The following is a 16,755-nucleotide window of genomic DNA, read 5'->3' on the forward strand; positions in this document are numbered from 1 at the left end:
ATGGGTTTATTCATATTCTATTTAAATGAGCCTTTGTTTATGGGTTCTGACCCTTTCCCACTCAGCACGCCCTTCTTCTCGCCTTTTGTCTATGTATTCCGCAAGATCCTGAATATTGATGCAACGTTTTGCTTTTTGTGATGTGCCGATGCGATATGTTGGAACGGGCAACTTACAAGCGTTTGCTTTTGCTTCTGCCGTGGCTGGACTCATGCCAAAGTACTTTTGGCTAACTGCTGAGAGTTCAATGTTAGGGGTATTGAATTCAGCCATCAGTAAAAACAAGGTATTCATAATTTTCTCCATCAAAACCGGCTGCACCCGGGAAAATCATAATTCTGTGCTGGTGGCAGGAATTAATTTCTGCCAGATAGCGGAAACATATTTTGCCTGATGACGGGCATCGGCTAGGGCGTTGTGCCGTTCGCCATCGAAAGGGATGTCCATTTTGGGGTCGAATCCGATGGAACGCCCAAGCGTAACGATCGTGCGTACATCGTGGTCATTCCAGTATGCCCACGGGCAGATTTGTCCTGCTCGCTCATAAGCTCCACGTAAAATTACGTTGTCGAAGGTGGCCCCGTTACCCCAGACTTTTAAATATTTCGTATTGGCTGCGTGCCGGTTAATGAAATGATTTAGTTCTGAGAGAGCATCGCTGATCGACAAAGTATCATCAATACAGATTGCAGCTCGTGCTTCAGGGCTTTGTTTCAACCACCACAGGATGGTATCGCCGTCAGGTGTAGCTCCTTGCCCCATAGCACTTTCCAGGCTAACAACCGTATAGAATTCTTGTCCGATGTCTCCGGTTTCTGGAGTGAAGAACACCGCGCCAATGGAAACGATCGGTGCATCCTTATTTTTCCCCATCGTCTCAAGGTCGATCATTAAGTTATTCATTACTTCACCTCCTGCGTTTCTTTGCTGCTGTGAATTCGCCAGTTACCGACGCCTTCCCATTCAAACTGGCGGTTACTAATTCGCGTCCAGCCCCTGCCGAAAAGCAAATCCAGATACCAGTATTTTAAAGTTCTGATAATTGCTCTTACAGTTGGTTTGCATCCAGAAGTCTTTGATGCGCAAATAAAGCACCGAGTTATGCTCATGGCCTCTACAAAAGGCCAGATAAACCAAACCCAGATGCAAAGAGCCACGAACAACATGAGCGCGATGTTAGCCACTAAGCCAGACCAGTACAGATAATTACTCACTGGTTGCCTCTTTCATAAAAATAATCCAGTGGGTTTTATCGTTTTTTCCTGTTCGTTGACCGATAACAGGTTTTCTGTCTGTCAGTGCCAAAATCTGGCTTACCGGTATTTGCGTTTCATTCCATTTAAAAACCAGAACACCGTTTGGCCACAACACACGAAAGGCTTCTTTAAATCCCTGCCGCAAATCATCACGCCAGGTATCTTTATTCAGCCGTCCATATTTCTTTCCCATCCAGGCGTTATCACCAACACGCTCAAGATGCGGAGGGTCGAATACAACAACCGGAAACGATGCGTCTGCAAATGGTAATGCACGAAAATCTGCTATCAGGTCAGGGCTAATTATCAGGCGTCGTCCATCACATAATGTGTGCTCTTCCTTTCTGATGTCGCTAAATATCGCCCGGTCGTCATTCTTATCGAACCAGAACATGCGACTGCCACAGCACATGTCGAGGATTGCTGCATGTCCAGTCACTGGTTGCCTCCTTTGCGAATCTGCTCCGCCCATTCTTCAAGGGATTTCTCCGCATATTCACCGGACAGGCCATCAATCGGATGCGGTTCATTAGCTAACTCTTCTTTCGCTGACAGAATCATGCGCGTAACGTCGAAAACTTCACGTAAAGACTTATTGATAAATCCGTGGTTGAAAGCAGCAGCAAGACGACTTGCGGTATAGTTAATTCCCTCGTTGCGAGCCTCCGCACGAATTTCAGCCAGAAAAGCATCGGTGGCTGGAATTTGCGGCATACCTCCGCCTGCTGCGCAGATATACGCATCAGATATTTCATCCTGCTCGCCATTAAACACATAGCAACTCTGTACGATAAATTTATTCAGCCGCGCATTCTCCGCCGCCAGCGTCTCGTATTTAGCTTCAAGCGCGTCGAACTTACGTACTAGGTACTCAGCATTTGTTTCGTTCACTTTCAGATCTCGCGGTACACATTTCCCGCGAAGAAACCCTTCCATTTCGAAAACATTCATGCGCATTTGCGTAACTCCGATAACTCGTTAAAACGTTCCATAAACATCCCGTAGGCATGGCCTGGTGACAGTGGAATAACTTTGAACATCTCTGTTGCCGGGATGCCTTCCAGTACAGGCCAGAAAGAGCCATCATCAAGCCCGAGATCGCGGCGTTCGGTTGCCAGCATAATGAGATCGGCATATTTCACTGGCGTGCTCATAACAGGAGGTAACCCGTATTTTTCACGGATTACGGTGTCTATTTTTTCTTCCATCCGTTTATAGTCAGGAAGAAGTCGTTTCAGTGGCGCGGGGATGTCCTGGCAATATGCTTCTGTTGCATCATGCATTAAAGCTTCAAAAGCAAATTCCTGCGGCACCAGCTGGCTGCAAAGCACCGCATGTTGGGCGACACTGTAGAAGTGTGAAAGATGTCCTGCAAAGCGACAGATATTTGAAAGGGAAACCGCGATATCGTTAATAACGATGTCGTCTTTATTTATCCTGTCATAATAAAAATGCTTCCCGGAAAAAGTTTTAATAAATGACATTTTGTTCTCCACGTATATGCGCTGCACCGCGCTGAATTCGGGTAAAAGGAAGCCCTCACCGTCCGGCGATTATTGAGTCAATTACATTTCCATGAATGCCCCCGTAGGGGCGGTTAGTTTCTCCACAAAACAGAGAAGAACATCTGCGGTGGCAGCCGCCCGGATGGATTGGGTTATGAGCTCGTCGTCCGGTGATGCTCTTCTCTGTTTTGTAAAAAGGACGGTACCAGCCGGAAGCAAGGGTACAAGCTGGTACCTCCAAGACTACACACAGCAATGAAACTATTGCCTGTCTTTTCACCACTTCAGGCTCGGTGGTATGCTGGAGTTCTCACACAGCCAGCAAGGAAACCTAATGAACCAGTTTTATGTTCACGTTCGTCTGTTTGAAGCAACAGCCGAACAGACCAAAAAATTTGAAGAATTAATGCTTAACTTTCTGTACCAGAAAACAATCAAAGAGTCTGACGATAGCTGCTGCAGACTGATTCCAGAGGGATATATCCTCAAAAGCACAATGAACTGCCAACAAATCCTTGATCAAACTTTTTCCATTGCTAACAGTGCTGGTGTTGACGCAAATATATTTGTCTGCAAATTTGAACAAAGCGCATGCTTACTTCCGTCTGCTTCCTTAGTTGGCAACGATTTTGTTCATCACGATCTTACGCCTAAGCCCATCAAGCTCGATTCTTAATGCCTTAACCATTGTGTCGTGATAAACACGGCTCACCCTCTCTCCATTGCATGGCAGGGGGGTGATCGTGTTAGCCATGAAATTCATGAACTTGGTTCGATCAGGGTCTTGCGCCCCGCAAGTCTTTAATGCCTGTTTTGCTAACAAAATACGGGCCTCAGTGCCTGCATTTGGCTCTATCTGCTGCAAACGTTTAGCGTCTTCCAGCAACAATGCGATCACATGCTTCAAATTCTGCTCATTCATCTATTCTCTCCACTGAAATCATCCGCTAACGAATCATCCCGGTCTTCGTACGTACCAGGCGGGCTACTTCGTGGGCGTCCTGCCTGTTCGTTGTTTTAACACCTTTAAGTTGTAATTTAGTTGTGGTTTTGAATGTTGTCAACAACTTTATGTGGTTTGAACGAGTAGCCAAGGAGTGCAAGGATTATCAAAAAAAGGAGGTTGTATGGAAGACGCGCTTTACGCTTTTAATTACACACAGAACCGGGACAAGTTATTTGCTAACTTGATTAGCATCATTGATGGAATTATTGCAGATGGAGTTGTCCGTGAAGAGGAGGTTCTTTACTTAGATACATGGTTACTTGAAGCAAAGCAGATTATCAATAATGGAGTTATAAAAAGTCTATCAGCACGGGTGTCGGATATTCTTGCAGATGGAATAATCACATCAGAAGAACGTGATGACCTTAAAAATAGCCTTCTCCAAATACAGAGGGAAATTCTTGATATCCCTGAAATTGATTTTTACTCCAAGGATGTAGATGTCCATTTACTTAATGGACTATGTAAAGGATTAATTGCTGATCGGAACTTAACTCAAGAAGAAATAAGATATCTTAATTGGTGGCTTGAGCAAAATGGAGCTTTGAAGAACAACTACCCAGGAAAAAAACTTTATGCACTTGTAAAGGAAATTCTTAAAGATGGTGTTATTACTGAAGATGAGAGTTTAACTCTACATAAGGCATTAGTAGACTTCACAGGATGTGACTTGGAAAGTGGAGTGGTGGATGGTTTGGCGACCAGGCTGCCTATTGATGTAGGGGCTTCGATAGAGTTAGAGGGTAAAACCTATTGTCTTACAGGCACTTTTGTTGCAGGAAAGAGAGCCGTAGTTGAAAATTTGATTAAAAATGCTGGTGGGAACATCAGTAGTGGAATTACTCAAAAGTTGGATTTTTTAGTAATTGGGACGCTTTCCTCCCGTGATTGGAAATTCTCAAGTCACGGAAGGAAGATCGAAAAGGCTATATCTTATAGGGATGATAATGGTGCAAAACTTAAAATTATTTCTGAAGAAATGCTTTTCGATGCATTACCAAGTTCGCGATGACCAGAATACCCTACCTATAACATGAATTCTGGCTCGTCTATCTTCAAAGGTGAGTATTTCATCTGGGTACTCATCTTTGTTGAAGCTTCTAAGAATCAAGCCACCGTCAGGTAAGTTGATAAGTATTTTAACCCTTAGCAATACACCATCTCGTACGGCATAAAGATCGCCATCACGAATAGGAACGGTTTGAGAAATATCAACGGCAACAAGATCTCCATTATTGAGAACCGGTAATAAACTGTTCCCCCATATTTTTACGATCTTGGCATTAGATGCACATACGCCAGATTTTCTCAAATCTGCTCTTCTTAATGGAAACCAGTCAATAGCTGATTCAACTATTTCAGCCAGACATCCGTTACCTGCCGATAACTCGACATCTAAAACAGGAATGTTTACGAAAATATCGGGGTCTAATGCGGTGCTTTCTGCTTCTTTTACAACAAGATCAGGTATGGATGCGTTGTCTTCAATACCAAGTTGTAACCACTTTTGTGATACACCTAAAACTTTTGCAATTTCTTTAATTTTGCGCGGTTGTAGAGTTTCGCCATTCTCTATTTTGGCTACAGATTGTTGTGAAAGTCCAATTTTTTCAGCTAGTTGAGCTTGGCTCATGCCAGCTTTCTCTCTACCTATCTTTAATCGTTCTGCCAGTGTTTTCACAACATATCCCTCTCTTTTTTGATGAGGTTACAACTTTATGTTTTAGCTTTCCAACACCTAAAAGTTGTGATAAAAGTTGTTAATGTTGTATTCTTGCAACTCGTAACAACTTAACTACCTAAAAAGGAGAAAGCTATGACACCTGAGCAATTAGCCTTATCGGAGGCAATCGCTCTGGCTGGTGGTCAATCAGAATTGGCTCGGAAGCTCACAGCCAGCAGCGGTCATTTAGTAAAGCAACAACATGTCTGGAACTGGTTGAACAGAGAAAAGCGTCCCCCTGCAAAGCTCTCGATATTCATTGAAAAGACCACTGGCATATCAAAAGAAAAATTACGTCCAGATATTTTTCAAAAGATTAAAGATTCATCAGATGAAAAGTAACCACAGTTTTAAGGAGATAGCCGTGGGTAAGCATCACTGGAAAGTAGAAAAACAGCCTAAGTGGTACGTGAAAGCTGTCAGAAAAACTATCGCGGCGTTGCCGGGTGGTTACGCTGAAGCTGCTGACTGGCTGGATGTAACAGAGAACGCATTATTTAACCGCCTTCGTGCCGATGGCGATCAGATTTTCCCGCTGGGATGGGCAATGGTTTTACAGCGCGCAGCTGGCACTCACTACATTGCGGATGCTGTCGCACAGTCTGCTGGTGGGGTGTTCGTATCGCTTCCTGAAATTGAGGAAGTAGAGAACGCCGATATAAACCAGCGCCTGCTGGAAGTCATCGAACAGATCGGGAGTTACTCAAAGCAGATTCGTTCGGCAATCGAAGACGGTGTGGTGGAACCGCATGAGAAGACAGCAATTAACGACGAGCTGTATCTCTCAATTTCGAAGCTGCAGGAGCATGCAGCACTGGTCTACAAAATCTTTTGCATTTCAGAAAGTAATGACGCCCGCGAGTGTGCAGCTCCGGGCGCCGTGGCGTGTCGTGACTGTGGAGAAACTAACGCATGAACAGTTTAACAACACACTACCGTCGCTCGCAACTGATTGCGCTTCCTGTACCGGGTGGAAAAGCGAAGGTGGAGTATTGCTATGCAGTTAATGTACCAGGTGACAGGGAAATTGTAACCCACAGCTTTGCTGAGTGGGCTGTGGGTGATTTCAACCGGCAGAAGGAGACAGTCCTTTGCGACAAGTTAACCGCTGGTTCAAAGATCACTACGGAGTGCCCGTCAGAGTCATTCGTTGGGAGCCGGAAACACAACGAGTTATCTACCTCCGCGAAGGCTATGAGCATGAGTGCTTCAGCCCGCTCGAACAGTTTCGTCGTAAATTCAGGGAAATAGAGGTCGGTCATGAGCACTAAATTAACCGGCTATGTATGGGATGGTTGCGCTGCATCAGGCATGAAATTATCCAGCGTGGCAATTATGGCCCGCCTGGCTGATTTCAGTAATGACGAAGGTGTGTGCTGGCCATCAATTGAAACCATTGCCCGCCAGATTGGCGCGGGAATGAGTACCGTCAGAACGGCTATCGCACGGCTGGAAGCAGAAGGCTGGTTAACGCGTAAGGCGCGTCGCCAGGGTAACCGCAATGCGTCGAATGTTTATCAGCTTAACGTTGCGAAGCTTCAGGCAGCGGCATTTTCTCAACTGTCAGATTCTGACCCGTCAAAATCTGACGCATCAAAATCTGACCCGTCAAAATTTGATGCGTCGAAATCTGGCAAAAAAGCGGGTTTTCACCCGTCAGAATCTGGCGGGGATCCGTCAGTAAAATCAAAACATGATCCGTCAGATAAAAAAACTTCTCGTCCGGACGCTTCGCAACCGGACACGCAGACGGCTGAACAGGAGTTTTTAACTCGCCATCCTGATGCGGTTGTATTCAGCCCTAAAAAGCGCCAGTGGGGAACGCAGGATGATTTGACCTGCGCACAGTGGCTCTGGAAAAAAATCATCGCCCTGTACGAGCAGGCCGCCGAATGTGACGGCGAGGTGGTTCGTCCCAAAGAACCGAACTGGACAGCCTGGGCAAACGAAATTCGCCTGATGTGTGTGCAGGATGGTCGTACTCACAAACAAATCTGCGAGATGTACAGCCGCGTCAGCCGCGATCCGTTCTGGTGCCGTAACGTGCTCAGCCCGTCGAAGCTGCGGGAAAAATGGGATGAGCTTTCCCTGCGCTTATCGCCGTCCGTCAGCACGTACACAGAAAAACGCGAAGACCCGTACTTCAAAGCCAGTTACGACAACGTGGACTACAGCCAGATCCCGGCAGGATTCAGGGGGTGATCATGAGTCTGTTAAATGACGTTCAGAAATTCATTGAAGCCCATCCGGGCTGTACTTCCGGAGACATTGCGGATGCTTTTTACGTGGGGGCTTAATGAGTAATAAATATTGCCAGGCGCTGGTAGAACTGCGGAACAAACCAGCCCATGAACTGAAGGAAGTGGGCGATCAGTGGCGCACGCCGGACAACATTTTCTGGGGAATTAACACCTTGTTTGGTCCGTTTGTTCTGGATCTGTTCACTGACGGTGATAACGCCAAATGTGCCGCGTATTACACGGCGGAAGACAACGCGCTGGCGCATGACTGGTCAGAACGTCTTGCGGAGCTTAAAGGTGCTGCCTTTGGTAATCCCCCATACAGCCGCGCCAGTCAGCATGAGGGGCAATACATCACCGGCATGCGTTACATCATGAAACATGCCAGTGCCATGCGTGATAAGGGCGGGCGCTATGTTTTCCTGATCAAAGCTGCCACCAGCGAAGTGTGGTGGCCGGAAGATGCGGACCATATTGCTTTTATTCGCGGGCGTATTGGTTTTGAACTGCCTGCCTGGTTTATCCCGAAGGATGAGAAGCAGGTGCCGACAGGAGCTTTCTTCGCTGGTGCTATTGCTGTTTTCGACAAGACCTGGAAGGGACCGGCAATCAGCTACATCGGGCGCGACGAACTTGAGGCATGTGGTGAGGCCTTTCTGGCGCAGGTTCGCCAGCAGGCAGAAAAACTGGTCAGGGAGATGGCGGCATGACGACGTTAACTCAATGCCAGCAGCAGGTGCTGGATATGCTGATTTCTTATCAGAAAGAACGTGGCTTCCCGCCAACCAATCAGGAGGTGGCAACCATGCTGGGATACCGTTCGGTGAATGCAGCGGTGGAGCATCTTCGCGCACTGGAGAAAAAAGGCGTCATCACGATAAAGCGTGGCGTGGCCCGGGGGATAACGCTTCATACCGCGGTGAAGGACGACGACAGCGAGGCGGCCGGGATTATCCGCGCACTGCTTGCCGGTGAGGAAAACGCCAGGTTGCGTGCAGCCCACTGGTTACATGAGAGGGGCCTGAAAGTATGAAGCTGATCCTGCCTTTTCCGCCCAGCGTGAACACGTACTGGCGACACCCCAACAAAGGAGCGTTTGCAGGTAAGAGCCTGATAAGCGCGGCGGGGCGCAAATTCCAGAGCACGGCGTGTGCAGCAATAGTTGAGCAGTTACGTCGTCTGCCAAAACCAACGTCGGCACCTGCTTCAGTGGAGATCGTGTTGTTTCCTCCGGATAACCGGATCCGCGATCTGGACAACTATAACAAGGCGCTGTTTGACGCCCTGACCCACGCGGGTGTGTGGGAAGACGACAGTCAGGTGAAAAGAATGCTGGTGGAGTGGGGACCGGTTATCCCGGAAGGGAAGGTCGAGATCACTATCAGTAAGTACGAGAAAACGGCGGGTGCAGCCGCCTGATTGAGAGGAGAAACGAAGTATGAATAATCTGATGGTCATTGATGGTATTGAAGTTCGTCGTGATGCTTTTGGGCGTTACAGCCTGAACGATCTGCACAGGGCTGCTGGTTCTCTGGATAAGCATAAGCCTGCATTCTGGCTCCGCAATGAGCAAACTGAACGTTTAATAAGCGAGTTGCAGATTTGCAACTCGGTCAATATAGAGCCAGTTAACGTTATTCGTGGCGGAAATAACCAGGGGACGTATGTCTGCAAAGAACTGGTGTATGCCTATGCAATGTGGATCAGCCCGTCATTTCATCTGAAGGTGATCCGTACTTTCGATATGGTAACCAGCGCACCGGAAAAATTATCCGGGCAGGCTGCTGACAAGATGCAGGCTGGCGTGATTCTGCTGGACTTTATGCGTCGGGAGTTAAATCTGTCTAACTCATCTGTGCTTGGTGCCTGTCAGAAACTCCAGGAGGCTGTTGGCTTACCGAATCTGGCACCGCGCTATGCCATTGATGCCCCTGCTGATGCACACGATGGCTCAAGTCGCCCGACACTATCACTGAGTGCACTGCTGAAACAGTATGGTATCCGCCTTACGGCTAATCAGGCATATCACCAGATGGTGAAACTGGGGATCGTCGAACAGCGCGAACGATACAGCCGTACCGCGATTAATAACATCAAAAAATTCTGGTCGCTGACGGCGAAAGGCTGCATGTTCGGCAAGAACATCACCAGTCCGGCAAATCCGCGTGAGACGCAGCCGCATTTCTTCGAATCCCGATTCCCTGAGCTGTTAAAGCTGCTCGATACCGTTCATTGAGGTGACCGTGAGAGCGCTACTGACCCCTGAGATTGCCCCGCGTATGGGGATCGTATTGTTCAGACCCGGTTCAGAGCTGATGCCCCTGTTTATGCAGGGGCGTGTCCTGCTGGAGCCTGAGCCGGAACGTTATTCATCTTTTGCCAGTGGTGCCGTTCCGGCGGCATCACAACCACTGGCGGATGATCCTGCCGTTCGGGCTGTGTTCCGCAATGAGGCGGTGATCCGTCGTGCTGGTGGCGTGGAATGTCTTGAAAGCTGGTTACTTCGTGAAAAAGGCTGCCAGTGGCCTCATTCCGACTGGCACAGCGAGAACATGACCACAATGCGACACGCTCCGGGCGCAATCCGTCTGTGCTGGCACTGCGATAACCAGCTGCGCGATCAGTTCACGGAACGGCTGGAATCAATGGCAACGGATAACTGTGCCCGCTGGGTGTTGTCTGTTGTGCGTCGGGATCTCGGTTTTGATGACAGTCACGTTGTGACAATGCCGGAACTGTGCTGGTGGCTGGTTCGTAATGATCTGGCGGATGCCTTACCGGAAAGCGCAGCCCGTAAGGCACTGAGATTACCGAAGCCTGTTGTGCAGGCGGCCACCCGGGAAAGTGACCTTGTACATTCGGTTCCTGCCACCAGCATCATCCAGGATAAAGCGAAAAAGGTGCTGGCGCTGAAAGTGGATCCGGAGTCGCCGGAGTCTTTTATGTTACGTCCAAAACGTCGCCGCTGGGTTAATGAAAAGTACACGCGCTGGGTTAAGACGCAGCCGTGTGCATGTTGTGGAAAGCCTGCTGATGATCCCCACCACCTGATAGGTCACGGTCAGGGTGGAATGGGTACAAAAGCGCATGACCTCTTTGTGTTGCCTTTGTGCAGAAAGCATCACGACGAGCTGCATGCGGATACCGTGGCATTTGAAGAGAAGTATGGCTCCCAGCTGGAGCTGATATTTCGTTTTATCGATCGTGCGCTGGCAATAGGCGTACTGGCGTAAGTGGAGAACGAGCATGAACCTTGAAGCCTTACCAAAATATTACTCCCCAAAATCTCCAAAATTGAGTGATGACGCACCGGCGACAGGCTCGGGTGGTTTAACAATTACAGATGTGATGGCTGCGCAGGGGATGGTGCAGTCGAAAGCACCACTGGGTTTTGCCTTATTCCTGGCAAAAGTTGGTGTTCAGGATCCTCAGTTTGCGATTGAAGGTCTGCTCAATTACGCGATGGCACTGGATAACCCGACATTGAATAAATTGAGTGAAGAAACCCGGTTACAGATCATCCCTTACCTTGTGAATTTTGCCTTTGCTGATTATTCCAGGTCTGCGGCAAGTAAGGCTCGCTGTGAGCATTGTGCTGGTACTGGATTTCATAATGTATTGCGCGAAGTGGTGAAACACTCCAGAAGCGGGGAATCTGTTGTCAAGGAAGAGTGGGTGAAGGAACTATGTCAGCATTGCCATGGTAAGGGAGAAGTCAGCACAGCGTGCAGAGGGTGTAAGGGTAAAGGTATTGTCCTGGATGAAAAAAGAACCCGGCTTCATGGCACGCCTGTTTATAAGATTTGTGGGCGTTGCAATGGAAACCGGTTTAGCCGTTTACCAACCACACTGGCGCGGCATCATGTCCAGAAGCTGGTACCAGACCTGACGGATTATGAGTGGTACAAAGGATATGCAGATGTCATTGATAAACTGGTGACAAAGTGCTGGCAGGAAGAAGCATATGCTGAGGCGCAATTAAGAAAAGTGACGAGATAAATGATTTTCGCCGAAGATAGCGACATGATTCTTGCATTTTTCAAAAAATCTGGTTAGGATTCTCCTAACGATGGGTTTTGTGTGTCTACCGTTGATAATCTTCAAGAAACCGCCACCGAGCGGTTTTTTATTGATGTCAATTGTGTTTTTAAGGCTCTCCTTCCTTAAAGTGTGTTGTACAAAAAACTGGCAGCCAGCTACGCTCATTTTGAAAAAGTGACACCCTTCAATGTTTCTTTTGAATGGAATTGCTACCCATAAATCTCTATCAAAAACAGGAGAGCATATATGGTGGAGCGTTGTTCTGTTTGTGAGCAGTCATTAAGTTATTCACGAGAAGTTGAACAAGATGGCGTTGAATATAAATCTTGCCCAAAATGTTCTGCTGATGCCGGAGTGCACGTTTTTTATAAAACAATAGACTTTGGTTATAGGGATATGGGAGACGGAAGGCATATCGTTCAGTCATGGTGTCCGGCTTGTCGTTCTGGTGAAAAACCTTCTATACCACCAGCATTTAAATGTTGTTAACTCAATGAATTATAAAAAGAGGCTGCCTGTAGGCGGCCTTTTTTGTGCACTACGCAACTTTTGCGACTCAGCGCTATAACCAGCTTCTTTCCCTTCACTCGTTGCACTTCCGATAACCGGAGGTGGGAATTATAAAAATGCATAACGATCCTCATTCCTGGTCTGACTTACTTGAATTGTTACAGAGCTGGTGGCGTGGAGACACACCGCTGGGCGCAGTAATTATGTCGATCGTTATGGCTGGTTTACGTATTGCCTATTTTGGTGGCGGTGGTGGCTGGAAGCGAAAAACGCTCGAGATTTTACTCTGTGGTGCTCTGACGCTGACCTTTGCATCCGCTCTTGAGTATGTCGGATGGCCTAAATCACTTTCTGTTGCCATTGGTGGTGGAGTGGGGCTGATCGGTGTCGATGCTATTCGTGGGGCTGCAATGAGAGTAATCGGTAACAAGTTTGGTAGCTCGAAGGAGTAATTTATGCAGGTACTAAATTCCCAGCGTAAAGCTTTCCTGGATATGGTTGCATGGTCAGAAGGAACGGATAACGGGCGACAACCGACACGTAACCACGGTTATGATGTTATTGTCGGTGGTGAACTGTTTACTGATTACTCCGATCACCCTCGCAAACTTGTCACGCTAAACCCCAAACTCAAATCAACAGCCGCCGGACGTTACCAGCTTCTTTCCCGTTGGTGGGATGCCTACCGTAATCAGCTTGGCCTGAAAGACTTCTCTCCCAAAAGTCAGGACGCTGTGGCATTGCAACAGATTAAAGAGCGTGGCGCTTTGCCGATGATTGATCGCGGTGATATCCGTCAGGCAATCGACCGTTGCAGCAATATCTGGGCTTCATTGCCGGGTGCTGGTTACGGTCAGTATGAACATAAAATCGGTGATCTGATTGCCCGGTTTAAAGAGGCTGGTGGGGTGGTAAATGAAGTTGAGCTATAAGTTGGTTATCGCTGCATTCTTCTTTACTGTCATCGGTTCTTTCATCTGGTCTGCCAACCACTACTACAGCAAATATCAGCACGAAAAGAAACGTGCTGATGAGGCTGTACAAAATGCCAAATCGGCAACTGTCATTACCAATAACGTCCTGCAATCACTGCAAATCGTCAATACAGTTCTGGAGGCTAACCAGCATGCAAAACAGCAGATCACACTGGAGTCACAGAGAACCCAGGAAGATATCAAAGTGGCTGTTGCGGATGATGATTGTGCTTCACGTCCTGTGCCTGCTGCCGCTGCTGACCGGTTGCGGAAATTCGCGAACGGTTTACGTGAGCGCTCCGGTGGCACCACTGCCAGCCAGCCTGACTTCTGATACTTCTGTACCGTTTATACCCAATCCGCTGACGTATGGTGCCAGTCTGGAGTTGAATGTGAGTCTGTTGTCAGCGTTGGGTCAATGCAATATTGACAAAGCGGGGATTAGAAAGATAGAGGCGAGCCGGTCAGGTAGAAATGAATCAGACTCAAAGTGAAGCGGAAAAGGTATGTGGCACAAACTGATGCTACCATAATTACAGACTGATGACTTGTGGAATGAAACATGTTGAACCTCCTTAATTGATGTTATTCGAGTGAGGAAGGCATTCTGTCCTTCTATAGTGTCAAGTAAATCAAACGGGAGGCTTGTCCAACGTGTTGGACAAACCTCTCCCATTAGTGAGTTGTATTGATCTCGACTCTTCAAAGAATTCATTACTGGGTAGATGAAAATAGTTTCACTATGAATGGAGGAGGCTATGTCGGTGGCTTCTTCATTGGAGTGCATATGCCCCCACGAATCCCAAAAGCCTGCCGTGTTCGCGGCTGCCGCTCTACAACCACAGACCCGTCAGGCTATTGCGAAAGCCACAAAAGCGAAGGCTGGAAGCAATACAAGCCGGGCCAGTCCCGTCATCAGCGCGGTTATGGTTCGAAGTGGGACGGTATCCGCGAGCGCGTCCTGAAGCGTGACAAAGGTTTATGTCAGTCATGTCTGCATGCTGGTGTGGTGCGTGAGGCGAAAACCGTTGACCACATCGTTCCTAAAGCGCATGGCGGCACTGATGCCGACAGTAATCTGCAGAGTCTGTGCTGGCCCTGCCATAAGGCGAAGACGGCCCGTGAACGGTTAAAGTGATAATAATTCTCAACTGTCTGAGGGGAGGGGCGGGTCAAATCCCTGTGACCTGACGTCTTCCGGACTGCCCGCCCCATCGTTTTTTTATACCCGCGAAAAATGAAATTTAACCAGGAGTGCCGCATATGGCTGGAACGGCGGGGCGTTCCGGGCGTCGCCCCAAGCCAACGGCGCGCAAGGCGCTGGCCGGAAACCCCGGCAAGCGAGCCCTGAATAAAGATGAACCTGTTTTTACGCCCATCAAAGGTGTTGAGCCACCGGAGTGGTTCGCTGAAGAAGATCTCCCTCTCGCCACGATCATGTGGCAACTGACAACCAAAGAACTCTGCGGTCAGGGCCTGCTGTGCGTGACTGACCTGGCGGTACTTGAGCGGTGGTGTGTGGCCTATGAATTCTGGCGACGTGCCGTGAAAAATATTGCCAGACAGGGCAACACCATCACCGGTGCAATGGGCGGCATGGTCAAAAATCCGGAGCTGACCGCCAAAAAAGAACAGGAGTCCGAGATGAGCAGCACGGGGGCAATGCTCGGACTCGACCCCAGCAGCCGCCAGCGTCTGATTGGCCTGGCGGGGAAGAAGAAAGCCACTAACCCGTTTCTGACAATCTGAAAATCATCGAATCATGAGCCGGAAATCTTACCCCAACGTAAATGCAGCCAATCAGTATGCCCGGGATGTCGTGCGCGGAAAGATTGTTGCCTGCCAGTTTGTGATTCAGGCCTGCCAGCGCCATCTTGATGACCTGATGGCGGAAAAAAGTAAGTCGTTTCGTTACCGCTTCGACAAGGACCTGGCTGAACGGGCCGCGAAATTTATTCAGCTGTTGCCGCACACCAAGGGGGAGTGGGCATTCAAACGGATGCCCATCACGCTGGAGCCGTGGCAGCTATTTGTGATCTGCTGTGCGTTTGGCTGGGTCAATAAAGGCACCCGGTTGCGCCGCTTCCGGGAGGTGTACACCGAAATCCCCCGTAAGAACGGCAAATCAGCAATCTCTGCCGGTGTTGCCCTGTATTGTTTTGCCTGTGATAACGAGTTTGGCGCGGAAGTGTATTCCGGTGCCACGACAGAGAAACAGGCGTGGGAAGTCTTTCGCCCGGCGCGACTGATGTGTAAACGCACACCCATGCTGACAGAAGCGTTCGGGATTGAGGTTAACGCCTCAAACATGAACCGTCCGGAGGATGGCGCGCGGTTTGAACCGCTGATCGGCAACCCAGGTGATGGTTCATCACCCCACTGTGCCGTGGTGGATGAATATCACGAGCATGCCACCGATGCGCTTTATACCACAATGCTTACCGGGATGGGGGCGCGACGTCAGCCACTGATGTGGGCCATCACCACCGCCGGGTACAACATTGAGGGGCCGTGCTACGACAAACGGCGGGAAGTCATCGAGATGCTCAACGGCTCGGTGCCTAACGATGAACTGTTCGGGATCATCTATACCGTTGATGAAGGTGACGACTGGACCGACCCGCAGGTGCTGGAAAAAGCCAATCCAAATATTGGCGTGTCGGTTTATCGCGAATTTTTGTTAAGTCAGCAGCAGCGTGCGAAAAATAATGCCCGTCTGGCAAACGTCTTTAAAACAAAACACCTCAATATCTGGGTGTCGGCGCGTTCGGCGTATTTCAACCTGGTGAGCTGGCAGAGCTGCGAGGATAAATCACTGACTCTTGAGCAGTTCGAGGGGCAGCCGTGCATTCTGGCCTTTGACCTGGCGCGTAAGCTGGATATGAACAGCATGGCGCGACTTTATACCCGCGAGATTGACGGTAAAACGCATTACTACAGTGTGGCCCCGCGTTTCTGGGTACCGTATGACACGGTGTACAGCGTCGAGAAAAATGAAGATCGCCGGACAGCCGAACGCTTTCAGAAATGGGTGGAAATGGGCGTTCTGACCGTTACCGATGGTGCAGAGGTGGATTATCGCTACATCCTCGAAGAGGCCAAAGCGGCGAACAAAATCAGCCCGGTCAGTGAGTCACCCATCGACCCTTTTGGAGCGACCGGGCTGTCACATGACCTTGCTGATGAAGACCTGAATCCCGTTACTATCGTCCAGAACTTCGCCAATATGTCCGACCCGATGAAAGAGCTGGAGGCAGCGATTGAATCGGGACGCTTTCATCATGACGGCAATCCCATCATGACCTGGTGTATCGGCAATGTGGTCGGCAAAAACATGCCAGGTAACGATGATTTAGTGAAGCCCGTCAAAGAGCAGGCGGAAAACAAAATCGATGGTGCAGTTGCGCTGATTATGGCGGTTGGCAGAGCCATGCTGTACGAGAAAGAAGACACGCTGTCTGACCACATTGAGTCCTATGGGATCCGCTCGCTTTAACTGA

27 protein-coding genes and 1 pseudogene are annotated in these 16,755 nt (G+C 48.8%); 21 read left to right on the forward strand and 7 right to left on the reverse strand.

Going from position 1 to position 16,755, the window contains the following annotated elements:
• Positions 1-21: 21 nt before the first annotated feature.
• From ABVN44_RS03805 to yfdR, 5 genes are all read right to left on the reverse strand, one after another.
• A complete protein-coding gene (locus ABVN44_RS03805; RefSeq protein ID WP_001093914.1) occupies positions 22-294 on the reverse strand; it encodes a pyocin activator PrtN family protein in 273 nt (90 codons plus the stop codon).
• 36 nt (positions 295-330) lie between these two features.
• Positions 331-903, reverse strand: coding sequence for a 3'-5' exonuclease (locus ABVN44_RS03810; protein WP_024146004.1), 573 nt, complete (start codon positions 901-903; stop codon positions 331-333).
• Positions 904-1,206: 303 nt separating this feature from the next.
• A complete protein-coding gene (locus ABVN44_RS03815) occupies positions 1,207-1,695 on the reverse strand; it encodes a class I SAM-dependent methyltransferase (RefSeq protein WP_021563902.1) in 489 nt (162 codons plus the stop codon).
• Positions 1,692-2,213, reverse strand: a complete 522-nt coding sequence (locus tag ABVN44_RS03820; protein ID WP_001242734.1) for a hypothetical protein — start codon at positions 2,211-2,213, stop codon at positions 1,692-1,694. The genes ABVN44_RS03815 and ABVN44_RS03820 overlap by 4 nt, the downstream gene beginning before the upstream one ends.
• Positions 2,204-2,740 carry a 5'-deoxynucleotidase gene (gene yfdR / locus ABVN44_RS03825; protein WP_080192526.1) on the reverse strand — a complete coding sequence of 179 codons (537 nt, stop codon included), beginning with the start codon at positions 2,738-2,740 and terminating at the stop codon, positions 2,204-2,206. The genes ABVN44_RS03820 and yfdR overlap by 10 nt, the downstream gene beginning before the upstream one ends.
• A 355-nt stretch (positions 2,741-3,095) precedes the next feature.
• Between yfdR and ymfI the strand changes: the two genes are divergently transcribed.
• Complete coding sequence (gene ymfI / locus ABVN44_RS03830; protein WP_001307125.1) at positions 3,096-3,437, forward strand: protein YmfI; 342 nt, start codon at positions 3,096-3,098, stop codon at positions 3,435-3,437.
• On the opposite strand, the gene ABVN44_RS03835 is transcribed toward ymfI, so the two are convergent.
• Entirely contained in the window at positions 3,375-3,683 is a 309-nt protein-coding gene (locus ABVN44_RS03835) for a hypothetical protein (protein WP_047624181.1), read from the reverse strand. The two genes, ymfI and ABVN44_RS03835, sit on opposite strands and share 63 nt — an antisense overlap.
• A gap of 205 nt (positions 3,684-3,888) precedes the next feature.
• Between ABVN44_RS03835 and ABVN44_RS03840 the strand changes: the two genes are divergently transcribed.
• Complete coding sequence (locus ABVN44_RS03840; RefSeq protein ID WP_000389078.1) at positions 3,889-4,779, forward strand: BRCT domain-containing protein; 891 nt, start codon at positions 3,889-3,891, stop codon at positions 4,777-4,779.
• On the opposite strand, the gene ABVN44_RS03845 is transcribed toward ABVN44_RS03840, so the two are convergent.
• Positions 4,762-5,448: a helix-turn-helix transcriptional regulator gene (locus tag ABVN44_RS03845; protein ID WP_000853319.1), complete on the reverse strand. Its 687-nt coding sequence runs from the start codon at positions 5,446-5,448 to the stop codon at positions 4,762-4,764. The two genes, ABVN44_RS03840 and ABVN44_RS03845, sit on opposite strands and share 18 nt — an antisense overlap.
• A 135-nt stretch (positions 5,449-5,583) precedes the next feature.
• On the opposite strand from ABVN44_RS03845, the gene ABVN44_RS03850 reads away from it, so the two are divergent.
• From ABVN44_RS03850 to ABVN44_RS03940, 19 genes and pseudogenes are all read left to right on the forward strand, one after another.
• On the forward strand, positions 5,584-5,832 hold the full coding sequence (locus ABVN44_RS03850; RefSeq protein ID WP_000187185.1) for a YdaS family helix-turn-helix protein: 249 nt from the start codon (positions 5,584-5,586) through the stop codon (positions 5,830-5,832).
• A 22-nt stretch (positions 5,833-5,854) separates the two neighbouring features.
• Positions 5,855-6,406 (forward strand): protein YmfL, encoded by a 552-nt coding sequence (ymfL, locus tag ABVN44_RS03855; RefSeq protein WP_058652097.1) that lies wholly within the window; start codon positions 5,855-5,857, stop codon positions 6,404-6,406.
• Between the two features lie 175 nt (positions 6,407-6,581).
• Positions 6,582-6,761 carry a DUF4222 domain-containing protein gene (locus tag ABVN44_RS03860; protein ID WP_001250269.1) on the forward strand — a complete coding sequence of 60 codons (180 nt, stop codon included), beginning with the start codon at positions 6,582-6,584 and terminating at the stop codon, positions 6,759-6,761.
• Positions 6,751-7,692, forward strand: a complete 942-nt coding sequence (locus ABVN44_RS03865; RefSeq protein ID WP_000104967.1) for a helix-turn-helix domain-containing protein — start codon at positions 6,751-6,753, stop codon at positions 7,690-7,692. Before ABVN44_RS03860 ends, ABVN44_RS03865 begins: the two co-directional genes overlap by 11 nt.
• Positions 7,689-7,772 (forward strand): annotated as a pseudogene (locus ABVN44_RS03870) (hypothetical protein); the annotation flags it as partial. The gene ABVN44_RS03865 and the pseudogene ABVN44_RS03870, both read left to right, overlap by 4 nt.
• 14 nt (positions 7,773-7,786) lie before the next feature.
• Positions 7,787-8,440, forward strand: coding sequence for a phage N-6-adenine-methyltransferase (locus ABVN44_RS03875; protein ID WP_000066917.1), 654 nt, complete (start codon positions 7,787-7,789; stop codon positions 8,438-8,440).
• A complete protein-coding gene (locus ABVN44_RS03880) occupies positions 8,437-8,763 on the forward strand; it encodes a LexA family transcriptional regulator (protein ID WP_000210148.1) in 327 nt (108 codons plus the stop codon). The genes ABVN44_RS03875 and ABVN44_RS03880 overlap by 4 nt, the downstream gene beginning before the upstream one ends.
• On the forward strand, positions 8,760-9,149 hold the full coding sequence (locus ABVN44_RS03885; RefSeq protein WP_000767130.1) for a RusA family crossover junction endodeoxyribonuclease: 390 nt from the start codon (positions 8,760-8,762) through the stop codon (positions 9,147-9,149). Before ABVN44_RS03880 ends, ABVN44_RS03885 begins: the two co-directional genes overlap by 4 nt.
• A 19-nt stretch (positions 9,150-9,168) precedes the next feature.
• Positions 9,169-9,966, forward strand: a complete 798-nt coding sequence (locus tag ABVN44_RS03890; RefSeq protein WP_001061375.1) for a KilA-N domain-containing protein — start codon at positions 9,169-9,171, stop codon at positions 9,964-9,966.
• A 7-nt stretch (positions 9,967-9,973) separates the two neighbouring features.
• On the forward strand, positions 9,974-10,963 hold the full coding sequence (locus ABVN44_RS03895) for a DUF968 domain-containing protein (RefSeq protein WP_012513026.1): 990 nt from the start codon (positions 9,974-9,976) through the stop codon (positions 10,961-10,963).
• Positions 10,964-10,976: 13 nt separating this feature from the next.
• Positions 10,977-11,729: an antitermination protein gene (locus ABVN44_RS03900; protein ID WP_023200325.1), complete on the forward strand. Its 753-nt coding sequence runs from the start codon at positions 10,977-10,979 to the stop codon at positions 11,727-11,729.
• A 288-nt stretch (positions 11,730-12,017) separates the two neighbouring features.
• Entirely contained in the window at positions 12,018-12,260 is a 243-nt protein-coding gene (locus tag ABVN44_RS03905; RefSeq protein ID WP_001306866.1) for a hypothetical protein, read from the forward strand.
• 137 nt (positions 12,261-12,397) lie between these two features.
• The gene (locus ABVN44_RS03910; RefSeq protein WP_023200326.1) at positions 12,398-12,733 is read left to right on the forward strand and encodes a phage holin, lambda family; all 336 of its coding nucleotides are present in this window, start codon (positions 12,398-12,400) and stop codon (positions 12,731-12,733) included.
• A gap of 3 nt (positions 12,734-12,736) precedes the next feature.
• Entirely contained in the window at positions 12,737-13,213 is a 477-nt protein-coding gene (locus ABVN44_RS03915; protein WP_023200327.1) for a glycoside hydrolase family 104 protein, read from the forward strand.
• Positions 13,197-13,589 (forward strand): DUF2570 domain-containing protein, encoded by a 393-nt coding sequence (locus tag ABVN44_RS03920; RefSeq protein WP_023259402.1) that lies wholly within the window; start codon positions 13,197-13,199, stop codon positions 13,587-13,589. The genes ABVN44_RS03915 and ABVN44_RS03920 overlap by 17 nt, the downstream gene beginning before the upstream one ends.
• Positions 13,474-13,749, forward strand: a complete 276-nt coding sequence (locus ABVN44_RS03925; protein WP_118998233.1) for a peptidase — start codon at positions 13,474-13,476, stop codon at positions 13,747-13,749. The genes ABVN44_RS03920 and ABVN44_RS03925 overlap by 116 nt, the downstream gene beginning before the upstream one ends.
• 293 nt (positions 13,750-14,042) lie before the next feature.
• The gene (locus ABVN44_RS03930; RefSeq protein ID WP_023200328.1) at positions 14,043-14,393 is read left to right on the forward strand and encodes an HNH endonuclease; all 351 of its coding nucleotides are present in this window, start codon (positions 14,043-14,045) and stop codon (positions 14,391-14,393) included.
• A 125-nt stretch (positions 14,394-14,518) separates the two neighbouring features.
• Positions 14,519-15,004, forward strand: a complete 486-nt coding sequence (locus ABVN44_RS03935) for a phage terminase small subunit P27 family (protein ID WP_000929174.1) — start codon at positions 14,519-14,521, stop codon at positions 15,002-15,004.
• Positions 15,005-15,017: 13 nt separating this feature from the next.
• On the forward strand, positions 15,018-16,751 hold the full coding sequence (locus tag ABVN44_RS03940; RefSeq protein WP_000088161.1) for a terminase large subunit: 1,734 nt from the start codon (positions 15,018-15,020) through the stop codon (positions 16,749-16,751).
• The last annotated feature ends 4 nt before the right edge of the window (positions 16,752-16,755 follow it).

Source organism: Salmonella sp. SJTUF15570 (assembly GCF_043357055.1).
In the GTDB taxonomy this organism is placed as follows: domain Bacteria; phylum Pseudomonadota; class Gammaproteobacteria; order Enterobacterales; family Enterobacteriaceae; genus Salmonella; species Salmonella enterica.

Excerpts from the sequence above, each read along its gene's own strand:
- ABVN44_RS03805 (WP_001093914.1), bottom strand. The coding sequence starts at position 294 with ATGAATACCTTGTTTTTACTGATGGCTGAATTCAATACCCCTAACATT.
- ABVN44_RS03810 (WP_024146004.1), bottom strand. The coding sequence starts at position 903 with ATGAATAACTTAATGATCGACCTTGAGACGATGGGGAAAAATAAGGAT.
- ABVN44_RS03820 (WP_001242734.1), bottom strand. The coding sequence starts at position 2,213 with ATGCGCATGAATGTTTTCGAAATGGAAGGGTTTCTTCGCGGGAAATGT.
- yfdR (WP_080192526.1), bottom strand. The coding sequence starts at position 2,740 with ATGTCATTTATTAAAACTTTTTCCGGGAAGCATTTTTATTATGACAGG.
- ymfI (WP_001307125.1), top strand. The coding sequence starts at position 3,096 with ATGAACCAGTTTTATGTTCACGTTCGTCTGTTTGAAGCAACAGCCGAA.
- ABVN44_RS03835 (WP_047624181.1), bottom strand. The coding sequence starts at position 3,683 with ATGAATGAGCAGAATTTGAAGCATGTGATCGCATTGTTGCTGGAAGAC.
- ABVN44_RS03840 (WP_000389078.1), top strand. The coding sequence starts at position 3,889 with ATGGAAGACGCGCTTTACGCTTTTAATTACACACAGAACCGGGACAAG.
- ABVN44_RS03850 (WP_000187185.1), top strand. The coding sequence starts at position 5,584 with ATGACACCTGAGCAATTAGCCTTATCGGAGGCAATCGCTCTGGCTGGT.
- ABVN44_RS03865 (WP_000104967.1), top strand. The coding sequence starts at position 6,751 with ATGAGCACTAAATTAACCGGCTATGTATGGGATGGTTGCGCTGCATCA.
- ABVN44_RS03875 (WP_000066917.1), top strand. The coding sequence starts at position 7,787 with ATGAGTAATAAATATTGCCAGGCGCTGGTAGAACTGCGGAACAAACCA.
- ABVN44_RS03880 (WP_000210148.1), top strand. The coding sequence starts at position 8,437 with ATGACGACGTTAACTCAATGCCAGCAGCAGGTGCTGGATATGCTGATT.
- ABVN44_RS03885 (WP_000767130.1), top strand. The coding sequence starts at position 8,760 with ATGAAGCTGATCCTGCCTTTTCCGCCCAGCGTGAACACGTACTGGCGA.
- ABVN44_RS03890 (WP_001061375.1), top strand. The coding sequence starts at position 9,169 with ATGAATAATCTGATGGTCATTGATGGTATTGAAGTTCGTCGTGATGCT.
- ABVN44_RS03900 (WP_023200325.1), top strand. The coding sequence starts at position 10,977 with ATGAACCTTGAAGCCTTACCAAAATATTACTCCCCAAAATCTCCAAAA.
- ABVN44_RS03905 (WP_001306866.1), top strand. The coding sequence starts at position 12,018 with ATGGTGGAGCGTTGTTCTGTTTGTGAGCAGTCATTAAGTTATTCACGA.
- ABVN44_RS03910 (WP_023200326.1), top strand. The coding sequence starts at position 12,398 with ATGCATAACGATCCTCATTCCTGGTCTGACTTACTTGAATTGTTACAG.
- ABVN44_RS03915 (WP_023200327.1), top strand. The coding sequence starts at position 12,737 with ATGCAGGTACTAAATTCCCAGCGTAAAGCTTTCCTGGATATGGTTGCA.
- ABVN44_RS03920 (WP_023259402.1), top strand. The coding sequence starts at position 13,197 with ATGAAGTTGAGCTATAAGTTGGTTATCGCTGCATTCTTCTTTACTGTC.
- ABVN44_RS03925 (WP_118998233.1), top strand. The coding sequence starts at position 13,474 with ATGATGATTGTGCTTCACGTCCTGTGCCTGCTGCCGCTGCTGACCGGT.
- ABVN44_RS03930 (WP_023200328.1), top strand. The coding sequence starts at position 14,043 with ATGCCCCCACGAATCCCAAAAGCCTGCCGTGTTCGCGGCTGCCGCTCT.
- ABVN44_RS03935 (WP_000929174.1), top strand. The coding sequence starts at position 14,519 with ATGGCTGGAACGGCGGGGCGTTCCGGGCGTCGCCCCAAGCCAACGGCG.
- ABVN44_RS03940 (WP_000088161.1), top strand. The coding sequence starts at position 15,018 with ATGAGCCGGAAATCTTACCCCAACGTAAATGCAGCCAATCAGTATGCC.